At 68.6% G+C, this 14,600-nt stretch carries 12 protein-coding genes; 10 read left to right on the top strand and 2 right to left on the bottom strand.

What is annotated here, in order from left to right:
* Nucleotides 1-41 precede the first annotated feature (41 nt).
* The 8 genes from KGA66_RS03725 to KGA66_RS03690 all read left to right on the top strand — a co-directional run bounded on the left by KGA66_RS03725 (nucleotide 42) and on the right by KGA66_RS03690 (nucleotide 8,562).
* Nucleotides 42-575 (top strand): DUF2617 family protein, encoded by a 534-nt coding sequence (locus KGA66_RS03725; protein ID WP_211464485.1) that lies wholly within the window; start codon nucleotides 42-44, stop codon nucleotides 573-575.
* Nucleotides 576-667: 92 nt separating this feature from the next.
* Complete coding sequence (locus KGA66_RS03720; RefSeq protein WP_211464483.1) at nucleotides 668-1,783, top strand: hypothetical protein; 1,116 nt, start codon at nucleotides 668-670, stop codon at nucleotides 1,781-1,783.
* A gap of 163 nt (nucleotides 1,784-1,946) precedes the next feature.
* A complete protein-coding gene (locus tag KGA66_RS03715) occupies nucleotides 1,947-2,888 on the top strand; it encodes a GntR family transcriptional regulator (RefSeq protein ID WP_211464481.1) in 942 nt (313 codons plus the stop codon).
* A 111-nt stretch (nucleotides 2,889-2,999) separates the two neighbouring features.
* On the top strand, nucleotides 3,000-3,575 hold the full coding sequence (gene pyrE / locus KGA66_RS03710; protein ID WP_211464479.1) for an orotate phosphoribosyltransferase: 576 nt from the start codon (nucleotides 3,000-3,002) through the stop codon (nucleotides 3,573-3,575).
* A gap of 62 nt (nucleotides 3,576-3,637) precedes the next feature.
* Nucleotides 3,638-4,357 carry a DedA family protein gene (locus KGA66_RS03705; RefSeq protein WP_211464477.1) on the top strand — a complete coding sequence of 240 codons (720 nt, stop codon included), beginning with the start codon at nucleotides 3,638-3,640 and terminating at the stop codon, nucleotides 4,355-4,357.
* A gap of 185 nt (nucleotides 4,358-4,542) precedes the next feature.
* Complete coding sequence (gene fbaA / locus KGA66_RS03700; RefSeq protein ID WP_211464475.1) at nucleotides 4,543-5,565, top strand: class II fructose-bisphosphate aldolase; 1,023 nt, start codon at nucleotides 4,543-4,545, stop codon at nucleotides 5,563-5,565.
* Nucleotides 5,566-5,732: 167 nt separating this feature from the next.
* Nucleotides 5,733-7,016, top strand: coding sequence for an adenylosuccinate synthase (locus KGA66_RS03695; protein ID WP_211464473.1), 1,284 nt, complete (start codon nucleotides 5,733-5,735; stop codon nucleotides 7,014-7,016).
* 154 nt (nucleotides 7,017-7,170) lie between these two features.
* Nucleotides 7,171-8,562, top strand: coding sequence for an aspartate aminotransferase family protein (locus KGA66_RS03690; protein ID WP_211464471.1), 1,392 nt, complete (start codon nucleotides 7,171-7,173; stop codon nucleotides 8,560-8,562).
* A 97-nt stretch (nucleotides 8,563-8,659) separates the two neighbouring features.
* On the opposite strand, the gene KGA66_RS03685 is transcribed toward KGA66_RS03690, so the two are convergent.
* Nucleotides 8,660-9,427, bottom strand: coding sequence for an enoyl-CoA hydratase/isomerase family protein (locus tag KGA66_RS03685; RefSeq protein ID WP_211464521.1), 768 nt, complete (start codon nucleotides 9,425-9,427; stop codon nucleotides 8,660-8,662).
* A gap of 167 nt (nucleotides 9,428-9,594) precedes the next feature.
* On the opposite strand from KGA66_RS03685, the gene KGA66_RS03680 reads away from it, so the two are divergent.
* Nucleotides 9,595-10,998 (top strand): MFS transporter, encoded by a 1,404-nt coding sequence (locus KGA66_RS03680; protein ID WP_211464469.1) that lies wholly within the window; start codon nucleotides 9,595-9,597, stop codon nucleotides 10,996-10,998.
* Here the strand turns inward: KGA66_RS03680 and KGA66_RS03675 are convergent.
* Entirely contained in the window at nucleotides 10,934-12,391 is a 1,458-nt protein-coding gene (locus tag KGA66_RS03675; RefSeq protein WP_312886722.1) for a CCA tRNA nucleotidyltransferase, read from the bottom strand. The genes KGA66_RS03680 and KGA66_RS03675 overlap by 65 nt on opposite strands.
* 75 nt (nucleotides 12,392-12,466) lie before the next feature.
* Between KGA66_RS03675 and KGA66_RS03670 the strand changes: the two genes are divergently transcribed.
* Nucleotides 12,467-14,599 carry a DUF6049 family protein gene (locus tag KGA66_RS03670; protein ID WP_211464465.1) on the top strand — a complete coding sequence of 711 codons (2,133 nt, stop codon included), beginning with the start codon at nucleotides 12,467-12,469 and terminating at the stop codon, nucleotides 14,597-14,599.
* Nucleotide 14,600: the final 1 nt, after the last annotated feature.

The following is a 14,600-nucleotide window of genomic DNA, read 5'->3' as shown; positions in this document are numbered from 1 at the left end:
CGCGCACGCAGAAGCCTACGGCGTGGGGAGGGTACGCATCGATGCTCGTCGAGTTGACCACCGGGTACCGAGATACGAACGCTGATGAACTCGCCTGGTCGATGGACCTGGGGCCGCGGCCGGCGCTGGCGATCCGGCGACTCGGACTCGCTCCGTTCCTCGCCGAGTTGCGGCTGCTCGGCGCTTCGCACCAGGTAGCGGTGTGGTGGTTCGGCGGGTCCGTGTCCTCGGCGCTCTCGGCGCCCAGGCGGATCCTGGTCTGCCGGGAGACGGTCGCGCGCCTGCCGCAGCCCACCGTGCCGCTGCCCCGGGCGGCAGAGCGCGACTTACACGGTTGGCGGTACACGATCGAGTCCGACGTGCGCACCTGCGCCGCGGGGGAATTCGGGCAGTGTGTCGCCGGAATCGAACGCCGAGCCTCCGAGGGTCTGGTCGGCCGGCATCCAGGGCGGCCGAGCGCGTTGACCGGGATCGTGATTCGGTCGTGGACGCGCGGCCTGTGGTGGACGACCTGGCACACGTATCCGCAGCAGCGGCAGGTCGTCACGACGCTCAGTCTTCTGCGCCTGGAGTGACGGACGTGTCGGCTCTCCCGCTCGATCCAGCCGCCCTAAAGCCGTGCTTTACCGGTCAATGAGTGGTCAATGAAAGGAAAACGGCTCATGCGATGCCCACAGCCACGCGGCGGCGTACGCTGGCCTGCGAGCACGGCGGTCCGTCGCCGTTGCGCGGCTATGCAGTGAGGGTGTCGATGCCGTACGAGGCCACGGTCCCGGTCCACCGCCGACTGCTCTGGCCCGCTGTCACCGACGCCGAGCGGTTGATTGGCGCGTTACCGAACGCGTCGGTCGACGCTTCCGGCGCTCAGGGCGTGGCCGGGCGGTTGCGTGTGCGTACCCGCGAACAAACGGTCACGTTCCGTGGAGTGGCGCGCATCGTCGAGGTCGTGCCGTCATCGCTGCGCGTGTCACTGGAGGTGGAGGCCGTCTTCGGGCGAGCCGGCGGCACCGTGGAAGGCACGGTGGAGATCACGCTTCGGCAATCCGGCTCCGGCACACGCGTCGTGGTCGGCGGGCAACTCGATATCGCCACGGGGACCTCGTCGCTTTCGGCTGAAGCGCTGGACGGTGCGTTCCAGCGCGTGGTGCAGCGGTGGTTCACAGCGCTCGCGGCGACCTCACCCGCTCAGTCCCCCTCGCCCCAGCTCGCCTCGCCGGAACGGCCCGGTCGGCCCGACGGATCGGCGCAGCAGCCCGGCCAGTCAGAGCGCCCGCCGCGGGAAGCCGAGGCGCATGAGGAACCGCGGGACGGCCGACCGACCCAGCGCGCTCCGCTCGCGGTGGTCCGGGATGTCTCCGACCAAGCCGGCCAAGGCAGCGCGAATACGGCTTCGCCGACGCAGCTTCCACGTGACGACGCCCCGGAACCGCAAGGAACGAACGAACGGAACGCGCAGCGCGGTCAAGAGTCCGCCGACGAGACTCGTGCCGAAGCGAAGCCCGCGCAGCCGCCCGCACTGGCGCCGCTGCGGCTCGTCGCCACGGCGCCGGAGCCGGGGGACAGCGGGGACGAGCCCTCGCTGCCGCCCGAAGCACCACGAGCCGGGCTCGTGCCCACGACGGGTCCGGAGCCCGTCGGCCCGGAGGAGACCGAGGACATCTGGAGCCGCCTGCGCGATCGCAGCGTGCCGCCGTGGATTCCGTTCCTGATCGGGGCCGTGACGGCTGCTCTCGGCACGTTCGCTTTCGCGCTCGCGGCGCTGCGGCGGCGCTACCGCCGCTGACACGGCGCCGACCGGCAGGAGCCGGTTCCCCGGAGGGTGAGTCTTGTCATCGGATCGAGTGGTTGTCGGCTGAATCGGCGGCTTCGGCTCGCCTGTACTCCTACTGTGTGCATCACGTTCTGTGCGTGACCGGACGCACACCGTGAGTCAGGAGTCGGAGCATATGTACGTTGAAGGGTGGAACGCCCATCGGGTCGTCCGGCCCAGCCGCCTGGCAAACGCCGTGATCGAACGGCTCCTGCTGCGGATACTGGACGGCGAGTTCCAGCCCGGCGGCGACCTGCCGCCCGAAGCCGCGCTGGCCCAGGAGTTCGCGGTCAGCCGCACGATCCTGCGTGAAGCCCTCAAGGCGCTGGAAGAGAAGCGGGTGCTGCGCATCCGACACGGCCGCGGCACCACCGTTCGACCCAAGGGCGACTGGAACATCCTCGACCCGCTGGTGCTCTCGGTCCTGCTGGAATACGGCGGCTCCGCGACGCTGGCCACCGAACTGCACGAAGTGCGCACCGCCCTGCACCTGCTGATGGCTGACCTCGCCGCGCAGCGGATCAAGCCCGAGCAGCGCGACCGGCTCGATTCGGCGATCGTTCAGATGCGCGCCTGCATGCCGAGCGACACGTTCCCGGGCGACGTGTTCGGCTACCGGGAAGCGGCACACCACTTCGGTAGGACGCTCGCGGACGCGTCCTGCAACGAAGTCGCGCGCTGCGTGGTGGAGACGATCGAGGTCCCAGCGCCCGATGCGTCACTGGGCGACGAGTTGGCTGCCATGGTCAAGACCCAGGAGTTCGCCGAACGGCTATATGCGCGCATCGTGCGCGGTACCGAGCTCGGGGGCGGCATCGAAAGCCCGGTAGCTCGGGAGAACGCGTCGGCATCCGAAGGCTCCGCCTCCGACGGCTCGGCATCTGACGGCTCGGCATCTGACGGCTCGGCATCTGAATCCGAGGCTGCCGGGTCGCGTTCGCCGGCGGCGGTCGGCCTCTCGCTGCCGACCCAGCCGAACCAGTCACCGCTGCTCCCCCAGCCGCTGCGCCGGCCGGCCGGAACGGAGGCTCGGCCGACGATGGTCGGAGCGGGGAGCGGGACGCGTTCGCTGCTGTGACGTCGTCGGACCTCACGCGGGCCGGCACCTAGAACGCAGCCTCTGGTTGGGGCGCGCCACGCACTGATCCGTATTCTTTGTGGGACGCCCCGACCGGAAGGATCATCCGCGATGTCGATCACCTTCGCCCCGGACAGCCGGAACCGGACCGAGCTGCTCGCGCAGATCAAGGCCAAGGCGGTCGTGCACGGCCGGGTGACGCTCAGCTCGGGGCGTGAAGCGGATTTCTACATCGATCTGCGCCGCGTCGGCCTGGACGGCGGGGCGGCCCCCCTGGTCGGCCGGGTCATGCTGGAGCTGGTGCGCGATCTGGATTTCGACGCGGTCGGCGGGCTGACGCTCGGCGCCGATCCGGTCGCCGCCGCCATGCTGCACGCGGCGGCCGCGCAACCCGAACTGGCCGGCGGCCGCAAGCTCGACGCGTTCGTGGTGCGTAAGAGTGAGAAGGCGCACGGCCTGCAGCAGCGGATCGAGGGGCCGGACATCGCCGGGCGGCGGGTGCTGATCGTGGAGGACACATCCACCACCGGCGGGTCGCCCCTGACCGCGGTCGAGGCAGCCCGCGCGGCGGGCGCGGAAGTCATCGCCGTCGCGGTGATCGTCGAACGCGGTGCCCAGCCCGCGATCGATGCGGCCGGGCTGCCTTATTACGCCGCCTACAGCCTTTCCGATCTCGGACTCGCGTAGCAGGTGCGCAACAGTGCGTCCGCGTTAAGTCGCCGGCCATCCCGCCCGGCTACTCTTACCGCGTGACACACTTGCTGGCCTTCAACCCGCTGAGCGCCGGGGACTACATATCGGCGTTCGGCGCGTATGCCATCCTCGGTGTTCTGGCGATCACCTTCGCCGAGACCGGTCTGCTCATCGGCTTCTTCCTGCCGGGCGACTCGCTGCTGTTCATCGCCGGATTCATGACGCTGCCGAACTCAAAGGAGCACCTGGCGCTCGCCCCCCTCCTGATCGGGGCGCCTATCTGCGCGATCCTCGGTGCCCAGCTCGGCCACTATCTGGGCCTCCGGTTCGGCCGCCGGCTTTTCGACAAGCCCGACTCCCGGCTGTTCAAGCAGGAGTACGTCGAGCGCGCCGAGTACTATTTCAACGACTACGGCGCCGCCAAGGCGATCCTGCTGGCCCGCTTCATCCCGATCGTGCGCACCTTCATGAACCCTGTCGCCGGGGTGCTGGAAGTGCCGGCGCGTACGTTCTTCGTCTACAACGCCATCGGCGGCGTGGTGTGGACCGAGGGCGTGCTGATCGCCGGGCACCTGGTCGGATCGACCATCCCGGCGTCGAAGGTCGACACCTACGTCATCCCGATCACCCTGCTGATCGTGCTGCTGTCGGCGATTCCGGTGATCAAGGAAGTGCTGACCGCGCGCAAGGACAAGCGCGAGGGTCGCGGCCCGGCGGTCCGCGACGAGCGGCCGGTTCCGGTCTCCAGCGGCGGACCCGGTCGGCACAAGAAATGAGCGATGCGGTGGCGCGTCCGGGCCGAGGAGTGTGGGTCACACCGCTGGATGGCTTTACCGGGTAGTCGTGTCACAGATCGGCCGTGATGACGGGATGACATCCCACATCACGGCCGTTTTCCATTCCTTCGAGCCGGTCTGCGAGACTTGGCGGTGAGAAGCCACGATCGTATCGAGGAGTCCACATGCCCATCGCAAGCCCCGAGGTGTACGCGGAGATGATCGACCGGGCCAAGGCCGGCCGGTTCGCCTACCCCGCCATCAACGTGACCTCGTCGCAGACGCTCAACGCCGCGCTGCGCGGCTTCGCCGAGGCCGAGAGTGACGGCATCGTCCAGGTCTCCACCGGTGGCGCCGAGTTCCTCTCCGGCAGCACGGTCAAGGACATGGTCACAGGCGCGCGGGCGCTGGCCGAATACGCGCACGTGGTCGCGGAGAAGTACGACATCAACATCGCGCTGCACACCGACCACTGCCCCAAGGACAAGCTGGACGGCTTCATGCGCCCGCTCGTCGCGATCTCGCAGGAGCGCGTCGCCAAGGGCCTGGAGCCGCTGTTCCAGTCGCACATGTGGGACGGCTCCGCCGTGCCGCTGGACGAGAACCTGCGGATCGCCGTCGAACTGCTGGAGCAGACCGCGAAGGCGCGCACCATCCTGGAGATCGAGATCGGCGTGGTCGGCGGCGAGGAGGACGGCGTCGCCAACGAGATCAACGAGAAGCTGTACACCACGCCCGAGGACGTGCTGAAGACGGCCGAGGCGCTGGGGATCGGCGAGAAGGGCCGCTACCTGCTGGCCGCCACCTTCGGCAACGTGCACGGTGTGTACAAGCCGGGCAACGTGAAGCTGCGCCCCTCGATCCTCAAGGAGATCCAGGACGCGGTCGGCGCCGAGTACGGCAAGGACAAGCCGTTCGACCTGGTCTTCCATGGCGGCTCCGGCTCGCTGCTCTCGGAGATCCGCGAGGCGCTCGACTACGGCGTGGTGAAGATGAACGTGGACACCGACACCCAGTACGCCTTCACCCGGCCGCTCGTGGATCACGTCTTCAAGAACTACGACGGCGTTCTGAAGATCGACGGCGAGGTCGGCAACAAGAAGGTCTACGACCCGCGCTCGTACGGCAAGGCGGCGGAGGCCGGCATGGCCCAGCGCGTGGTCACCGCGTGCCAGGACCTGCGCTCCGCGGGCACCAAGATCAAGTAGTCACGGGCGCGGCGGGACGCCGCCCGGTCCACTGCGGTGGCCCGGGCGGCGTCCCGCGGTGTCTTCCGAGGTGGCCGGGAAGCAAAGGCTCAGGTAGTCTCTTGATGCAAGAGGCCCGGTCGCGCTTGCACCGGGCCTTAACGATGTCCGGAAGAGGTGTAACCGGAATGCCAGCGCTTGTGCTCGTCGGCGCCCAATGGGGCGACGAAGGAAAGGGCAAGGCCACCGACCTGCTCGGTGGGTCCGTGGACTACGTCGTGCGCTATCAGGGCGGCAACAACGCAGGTCACACGGTCGTCATCGGCGACCAGTCGTACGCCCTGCACCTGCTGCCCTCCGGCATACTCACCCCCGGCTGCGTACCGGTCATCGGCAACGGCGTGGTGATCGACCCGGCGGTGCTGTTGCAGGAACTCGACGGACTGAACGCGCGCGGCGTCGATACTTCCAAGTTGGTCATTTCAGCCAACGCGCACCTGATCACGCCCTACCACCGCACGATCGACAAGGTCACCGAGCGCTTTCTGGGCAGCAGCAGGATCGGCACCACCGGCCGCGGTATCGGCCCGACCTACGCCGACAAGATCTCCCGCATCGGCATCCGGGTCCAGGATCTGTTCGACCCGGGCATCCTCGCCAAGAAGGTCGAGTCGGCCCTGCGCGACCGCAACCAGATGCTGGTCAAGCTGTACAACCGGCGGGCGATCGCGGCCGAGGCGATCGTCGAGGAGTACCTGGGCTACGCCGAGCGGCTGCGGCCCTTCGTCGTGGACACCTCGCTGCTGCTCAACAAGGCTCTCGAAGAGGGCAAGGTAGTCCTGCTGGAGGGTTCGCAGGGCACGCTGCTCGACGTGGACCACGGCACCTATCCGTTCGTCACGTCGTCGAACCCGACCACGGGCGGCGCGTGCTCCGGCTCCGGCATCGGACCGACGAAGATCACCCGCTCGATCGGCATCCTCAAGGCTTACACCACACGTGTCGGTGCCGGTCCGTTCCCGACCGAACTGTTCGACGCGGACGGTAAGGCTCTGCGGGAGAAAGGCCACGAGCGCGGCGTTACGACCGGCCGCGACCGGCGCTGCGGCTGGTTCGACGCGGTGATCGCGCGTTACGCGACGCGCGTCAACGGCCTGACGGACTTCTTCCTCACCAAGCTGGACATCCTCACCGGTTGGGAACGCATCCCGGTGTGCGTCGCATACGACGTGGACGGCGTGCGACACGACGAGTTGCCGATGACGCAGACCGAGTTCCACCACGCCAAGCCGGTCTACGAGTTCCTGCCCGGCTGGGACGAGGACATCACCAAGGCCCGGGACTTCTCGGACCTGCCGGTCAACGCTCAGAACTATGTGCGCACGTTGGAGCAGATGTCCGGCGCGCCGATCTCCGCGATCGGAGTCGGGCCGGCGCGGGACGCGACGATCCAGCTGCGCAGTTTCCTGTAGTCCTCGCCGGTCGAGGGCCGCCGACGGCCAGGGGCTGCTCGAGATTGCGATCATGGTCCGGACCGCGACTCTGGACAACCTGCACGGATCGGGCCGCCCCGTCGTACACAGTGCGGATGGAGCGTCCCGATCCGCGTTTCCTACGCTGGATGCCATGACCGATACCGCAGCCGCCGCCTCCCGCCCCGCCCCCGATCCGGACGGGGCCAAGGCCGTGTCAGAGCGCGACCGCGCGCACGTCTTCCACTCCTGGTCGGCGCAGGATCAGATCTCCCCGCTGCCGATCGCCGGCGCCGCCGGCTCCCGGTTCTGGGACTACCAGGGCAACAGCTACCTCGACTTCGCCAGTCAGTTGGTGTTCACCAACATCGGACACCAGCACCCGAAGGTGGTCGCCGCGATTCAGCAGCAGGCGGCAAGGCTGTGCACGATCGCCCCGGGCTTCGCCAACGACAAGCGGGCCGAGGCGGCGGAACTGATCGCCTCCTACGCACCGGAGGGACTCAACCGGGTCTTCTTCACCAACGCGGGCGCCGACGCGATCGAGAACGCGGTGCGGATGGCGCGCATCCACACCGGACGGCCGAAGGTCCTCACCGCGTATCGCTCCTACCACGGCAACACGGCCACGGCGATCAGCCTGACCGGAGACCCGCGACGGTGGGCGAACGAGAACGCGGGCCACCACGACGGCAACGTCGCGCACTTCTTCGGGCCGTACCTCTACCGCTCGCATTTCTACGCGACCACGCCGGAGCAGGAGGCGGAGCGCGCTCTGGAGCACCTGGAACAGACGATCGCCTTCGAAGGCCCGAACACTGTCGCGGCCATCCTGCTGGAGACCGTGGTCGGGACGAACGGCATTCTCATCCCGCCGCCCGGTTACCTCGCCGGCGTGCGCGCACTGTGCGACAAGTACGGCATCGTCTACATCGCCGACGAGGTGATGGCTGGTTTCGGCAGGACCGGAGCGTGGTTCGCGATCGACCACTGGAATGTGAGCCCCGACCTGATCGCCTTCGCCAAGGGCGTGAACTCCGGATATGTGCCGCTGGGCGGCGTGATCATCTCCGATGCGATTCACGACACTTTCCGCAACCAGGTCTTCCCCGGTGGCCTCACCTATTCGGGTCACCCGCTGGCTTGCGCCGCGGCGGTGGCGACCATCGAGGTGATGCGCGAGGAGCGGATCGTCGAGAATGCGGCGTGGCTCGGTGAGCACGTGTTGGGCCCGACCTTGCGAGGGTTCGCGCAGAGGCATCCGTCTGTCGGTGAGGTGCGCGGTATCGGCGCGTTCTGGGCACTGGACCTTGTGAAGGACAAGGCAACGCGGGAAATGCTGGTGCCGTACGGCGCCGGCGGCCCGGCGGCGGCCCCGATGAACGCAGTGCTCGCGGAGTGCAAGAAACACGGCGTCTGGCCGTTCACCCACTTCAACCGCCTGCAGCTGACCCCGCCGCTCAATATGACCGAGGCCGAGGCTCTAGAGGGTCTTACCGCGATCGACAAGGCACTCAGCGTCGCGGACGAATACGCCGCAGCGTAACCGTCGAACGCGGCGGTCTGGCGACGCCACATCCGAGACGTTCTCCGGCCGTGCCCGCCAAAAGGTGCGGCCCGGCGAACCGGCAGACCTAATACCGCTAGGCCGGCCAGCGCGGCTCACGTTTCTCCGCGAACGCGCGGATGCCTTCGATCCGGTCTTGGGAGAAGGCCGTCGCCCGCCACGCCGCGTCCTCGACATCGAGACCTGCGGAAAGAGGCAGGTCGATGCCCGCTCGCAGTGCATGCTTGGCGTTGCGCACTCCCACCGGTGAGTTCGCGGCGATCTGCGCGGCCAGCTTCAGTGCGGCGTCCCGAGCGGTGTGCTGACCAGTCACGCGCCGATTCACGATGCCGAGAGCGGTCGCCTCGTCAGCCGTAACGCGCCGTCCCGTATAGATCAGGTCCGCCGCACGTGCAACTCCGATCCGCCGCGCTAGCAACTGCGTACCGCCTCCGCCCGGCACCAGACCCACGCCGACTTCCGGCAGACCGAACTGCGCGCCGTCGTCGGCGACGATCAGATCGCAGGCGAGGGCGAGTTCGCAGCCGCCGCCGAGTGCGAAGCCGCTGACGGCCGCGATCGCGGGCACCGGCAGATCGATGATCGAGCCGAAGGCTCGGCGGAACACGGGCCGCTGAGCGAGCAGATCGGCGTCCGTGAATCCATTGCGTTCCTTCAGGTCCGCGCCGACACAAAAGGCGCGGTCTCCCAACGCGCTCAGCACGATCGCACGGATGGACGGGTTCGCAGCCAACGCACTCGCCTCGGCGGCGAGTTCGCGGGCCAGCGCGGTGCTGATCGCATTAAGCGCCGCGGGCCGGTCAAGGACCAGCTCAGCGACGTGGCCGTGCTGGCGCACCGCTATCGATGAGGAGGCGGCGTCCTGTGAGGGGGCAGCGTCGCCGCGAGGTTCATTCTCGTTCCGCCGGGACTCGACATTCTCTGAAGGCACAGCGGGAGCGTATCCGGGCTTACGCCGGTGTACGACCGCAGGCCGATGCGGGCGCTGTGGAATGCACCTACGCTGATCAAGTGGCCCTTACGGCGCCGCCCGACGGCAGCGGCGATTCCAGTTCCAGCACTCGCACCGGCACCCTGCCGCGAGTGCTGCGCACGTTGCTGACCGGACCGCACCTGCATTCCTTCAGGCTGCTGTTCGCCACCCGGATCGTGGGGCAGCTCTCGGACGGCACGTTCCAGGTCGCGCTGGCGTCCTACGTGATCTTCTCTCCTGAGAAGCAGGCCACGGCAGGCCAGGTCGCGGAGGCGTTCGCCGTGCTGCTGCTGCCCTTCACCGTCGTCGGCCCCTTCGCCGGGGTCTTTCTGGACCGCTGGCCGCGTCGACAGGTGCTGGTCCGGGCTAACTTGCTGCGCGCCGCTCTGGTCGTCGTGGTCGCGGTCCTGGTAGCGCTGCACGTGCCGAACGTGGTGTTCTACATCGGCGCCCTCGGAGTGCTCTCGGCCAACCGCTTCATCCTCGCGGGACTGTCCGCCTCGCTGCCGCACACCGTCCCGTCGAGACATCTGGTTGCCGCGAACTCCGCGTTGCCCACCGCCGGGACGCTCGCCGCGACCGCCGGCGGCGCCGTGAGCCTGATCGTGCACGCGCTGCTCGGTTCCGGGGACAACGCCACGATCGGTGAGCTGGCCTGCGTCGCGGCGCTGTACACCGCCGCGGCGATGTGCGCGGTCGGCATCGCGCGCACCGCGCTCGGCCCGGACCAGCAACCCGAGGAGAGCACCTGGTCGGCGGTGCGCACGGTCGCCGTCGGTGTGGCGCAGGGCGCGCGACACCTCGCGGCCAGGCCGGTCGCGGGCCGCGCCCTGCTGGCAGTGACCGTGTCGAGGTTCTGCTACGGCGTGGTCACCATCATGACCTTGCTCTTGTACCGCAACTACTTCAACAATCCCGATCAGCCGGCCAGCGGGCTGGCCGGCTTCGCGCTCGCGGTCGGCCTGTCCGGGGCCGGCTTCGGGCTCAGCGCTCTGATCACACCGTTGGCCACCCGGCGGCTGCGACTCGAAACCTGGATCACGGTGTGCCTGCTCGCGGCGGCGGTCACCGAACTGTGCTTCGGCCTGCCGTTCCGACCGGTACCGCTGCTCGCCGGCGCGCTGCTGCTGGGACTGGCGTCGCAGGGACAGAAGATTTGCACCGACACACTCGCGCAGCGATCGGTCGACGACGAGTACCGCGGCCGTGTCTTCGTCTTCTACGACATGGTGTTCAACGGAGCGTTCGTGCTCGCCGCCGCGTTCTCCGCGGCCGCGCTTCCGGCGAACGGCAAGTCGTACGTCGTGGTCACGATCGTCGCCGCGTGTTACGCGCTGGTCGGCCTCTGGTACGGCCTCGGAGCAACGCTCGCCGCGTTCAGAGTGCCGCGGCGGCGTCCTGATGCTCCGGTTGAGCCGCCCACCACTCCCGCAGTGCGCTGACTGCGGCATCGTGCTCCAACGGGCCCTGATCCAGCCGCAACTCCAGCAGGTGCTTGTACGCCCGGCCGACCACCGGGCCCGGCGAGACGCCCAGCACCCGCATGATCTGGTTACCGTCCAGGTCGGGGCGGATCGCGTCGAGCTCCTCCTGCTGTCGCAGCCGCTCGATGCGCGCCTCGAGCGAATCGTAGGTCGCGGCGAGCGCGGCGGCTTTGCGTCGATTGCGTGTGGTGCAGTCCGAGCGGGTCAACTTGTGCAGCCTCGGCAGCAGCGGACCCGCGTCGCGCACGTAGCGGCGCACGGCCGAGTCGGTCCACTCGCCGTCGCCGTAGCCGTGAAAGCGAAGGTGCAACTCGACCAGCCGAGCCACGTCGTCGACGATCTCGTTGGAGTACTTCAGCTCGCGCAGGCGCTTCTTGGTCATCTTCGCGCCCACGAGCTCGTGGTGGTGGAAGGACACGCCGCCGCCCGGCTCGAAGCGCCGGGTGCGCGGCTTGCCGACGTCGTGCATCAGCGCGGCCAGCCGCAGCACCAGGTCCGGGCCGTCGTCCTCCAGTGCGATCGCCCGGTCCAGCACCGTGAGGGTGTGCTCGTAGACGTCCTTGTGCCGGTGGTGTTCATCGATCTCGAGCCGCAGCTTGGGCAATTCCGGCAGCACGTGCTCGGCCAGTGCGGTGTCGGTCAGCAGACCGAGGCCCGGCCGCGGATCACCGGCGAGCAACAGCTTGGTCAGCTCGTCCCGGATCCGCTCCGCCGACACGATCTTGAGCCGGTCGGCCATCTCACGCATCGCCCCGACGACCTCGGGCGCAACGGTGAAATCGAGCTGCGCCGCGAACCGCGCGGCACGAAGCATACGCAGCGGATCGTCCGAGAACGACTCCTCCGGCGTAGCCGGCGTCCGCAACGTCCGCTTCGCCAGATCGAGCAGACCGCCGTGCGGATCAACGAACTCGCGCCGCGGCAGGCGCAGCGCCATCGCGTTGACGGTGAAGTCGCGGCGGATCAGATCACCCTCAAGCGTCTCACCGTAAGAGACGGCCGGCTTGCGCGACGTGCGATCGTACGCCTCGCTGCGGTAGGTGGTGATCTCCAGCTTGTAGCCGTCCTTCTGGCATCCGATCGTGCCGAACGCGATGCCCACGTCCCAAACCGCCTCGGCCCACCCCTTGACCAGTTCGAGCACCTGCGGTGGTCTTGCGTCGGTGGTGAAGTCGAGGTCCTCTCCGAGCCGACCGAGCAGACCGTCGCGCACCGATCCGCCGACCAGCGCGAGTTCATGGCCGGCCGCGGCGAAGCGCCTCGCCAGGCCGTCCGCCGCCGGGGCGAGGTTCAGCAGCCGCTCGGCCGCGGCGCGGGCGGACAGGTCGGGATCCGAAGGTGAGGTAGACACGTCATCCAAGGGTACGTGCTCCGGCCCGGGCGACCTGTCCGTCCGGCACCCCGCCGCGCAACTAGGATTTCGCCCGTGAGTTCGCTCCGCTTTCTGAGGAGTCCCGCCCGCGGCCTGCTCTCGCTGGTCGTGGTGTTGGCCACTCAGGTCCTGATGTTCGCCGCTCCCGCGCCCTCGTCCGCGGCGAGCGCGAACAGCGTGACGGTCGAACTCTCCTCGCTCAGCCCCGCGGTCGCGGTCAAGAACGGAACGCTGCACCTGGCGGGCACCCTGCTCGGCGGTTCCTCCGCGCACTCCGAGGTGGCCGTGCGGCTGGCGGTCGCGCAGATGCAGGTGCGCTCCGACCTGACCAGCAACGCCGGCACTGGATCGCGGCTCGTCTATGGTCACGATGATTCCGTCGGCAACCTGGCGCCCGGGGCGAGCGTCCCCTGGACACTCACGATGCCGATCTCCGCGCTCTCGCTCACCAGCCGGACCGTCTACGCGCTGGACATCGAGGCGTACTCCGGGGATCTGCGTATCGGTGCGCTGCGTACCTATCTGCCGTACGAGATGACCGGCGATTCAAGCTTCCATGCGACACAGATGGTCATGCTCCTGCCGATCACCGCGGTGCCGGCCCTCGACGGCCAAGTCGACAAGGACGTGCCTGAAGCCGCGAGCGACGCCCTTTCAGCGCAGTTTGCTTCAGGCGGCCGCCTCGACCAGATGCTGACCATCCCGACGACCAACAAGAGCGTCACGGTCTCCTGGGCGATCGATCCGGACCTGCTGACAACGGCGGATGAGGAAAGCCACGGCTACTCGCTCTATCCCGACAGCCACTCGGGAACCGGTGCGCAGAACGCCGCGAACTGGCTGACCACGGCAAAGCGCGTGCTCGGCGTCAGCGGCGAACTTTGGCAGTTGCCCGCCGCCGATCCCGACCTCGGTTCGCTCGGCCACACGAGTCCCGCCCTCGCCGCCGGCCTCGTCAAGAGCGCCACCGCCCGCTCCGGAGATCTGGTGGAGCAGTACGTCGGCCACGCTCCCCTGGGCACGGTGGCGTGGCCCGCCGACGGACAGGCCGACTCGGGAACGATCGCTCTGGCCGCAGCCGCGAATCCGGCGGCGATCGTGGTCAGATCGGACTCAGTCTCCCTACACACGCCCCTCGACAGCTACACCCCGACCGGCCGGACTCAGCTCGCCGGCCGACCGGCGGCCATCAGCGACGCCGCCTTGGACGCGATCTTCGCCGGCGACGCGGCCGACACGTCGTGGAAGGGTTCGAACCGTTCCCTGCTCGCCGCGCAGCGATTCCTCGCGGACAGCGCGCTGATCGCTTGGGAACGGCCGAATCTGGCCGTTCCCCGCACGATCATGGTCGCCGTTCCGCGCGGCATCAGTCCCGACCCGGCACTGTTCACCGCGGTCGGCCAGGCGTCCTGGATCAAGACGGTCGGCCTGTCCGCGCTGTTGGCGGCGCACCCCGACCCCCGCGCCCAAACCTCGCCGGCCAAGCGCGACCCGGCCTTGGCGAAATCCGACCTGAGCAACGCGCGGCTCGCGACCACCTCGGCGCTCAATTCGGCGCTCGGCGCCCTCGCCGGGATCATGATCGAGCCACAGCAGACCACCGGCAGCTACGGCCCGGCGGTGCTGCGCACTGTCTCCACCGCCTGGCGCAACGCCCCGGCGCTGCAAAGTGCCTTCAGCGGCGCCGTGCAGAATCGGCTCGAGACCACGATGAACCTGGTCACCCTGGTGAAGAAGTCGGACCTGACGCTCTCCGGCAAGAGCGGAGTGATCCCGTTCACCGTCGAGAACCGTCTGGAGCACCCCGTCCGCGTCGGCATCCGGATCACCACCAGCCGCCCCGGGCTGTCTGTCCAGACGATCACAGTGCAGGATGTCCCCCAGGGCTCCACCACGATCAACGTGCACGTGAGCTCCGCGGTCACCGGCACCCGCGTCACCGTCACGGCGCAACTGGTCACTCCGAACGGAGCCGATTACGGCCAACCGCAGTCGCTCCAGGTGACCGTCTCTTCCATCGGCTCGATCACCCTCGTCATCTTCGCACTGTCGGCCGCACTCCTGGTCATCGCTGTAGGGTTGCGTATCTATCGGGGCAGACGAACTCGTACCCCGCAGGCCGTGCCTGATCCGTCCGGCGCGTCTGTGGACAGCGGCGCCTTAGCCGAGGCGGAACGGGAACAATGAC

Origin of the sequence: Actinocrinis puniceicyclus, assembly GCF_018283645.1 — a bacterium.
Classification (GTDB): Bacteria; Actinomycetota; Actinomycetes; order Streptomycetales; family Catenulisporaceae; genus Actinocrinis; species Actinocrinis puniceicyclus.
Note: the sequence above shows the minus strand (reverse complement) of the source record. Positions and strands in the feature narration are given on the sequence as shown.

Bases quoted from the DNA above. Each gene is read 5' to 3' on its own strand.
- pyrE (WP_211464479.1), top strand. From the start codon at position 3,000: ATGTCGATCACCTTCGCCCCGGACAGCCGGAACCGGACCGAGCTGCTC.
- KGA66_RS03715 (WP_211464481.1), top strand. From the start codon at position 1,947: ATGTACGTTGAAGGGTGGAACGCCCATCGGGTCGTCCGGCCCAGCCGC.
- KGA66_RS03720 (WP_211464483.1), top strand. From the start codon at position 668: ATGCCCACAGCCACGCGGCGGCGTACGCTGGCCTGCGAGCACGGCGGT.
- fbaA (WP_211464475.1), top strand. From the start codon at position 4,543: ATGCCCATCGCAAGCCCCGAGGTGTACGCGGAGATGATCGACCGGGCC.
- KGA66_RS03725 (WP_211464485.1), top strand. From the start codon at position 42: ATGCTCGTCGAGTTGACCACCGGGTACCGAGATACGAACGCTGATGAA.
- KGA66_RS03695 (WP_211464473.1), top strand. From the start codon at position 5,733: ATGCCAGCGCTTGTGCTCGTCGGCGCCCAATGGGGCGACGAAGGAAAG.
- KGA66_RS03690 (WP_211464471.1), top strand. From the start codon at position 7,171: ATGACCGATACCGCAGCCGCCGCCTCCCGCCCCGCCCCCGATCCGGAC.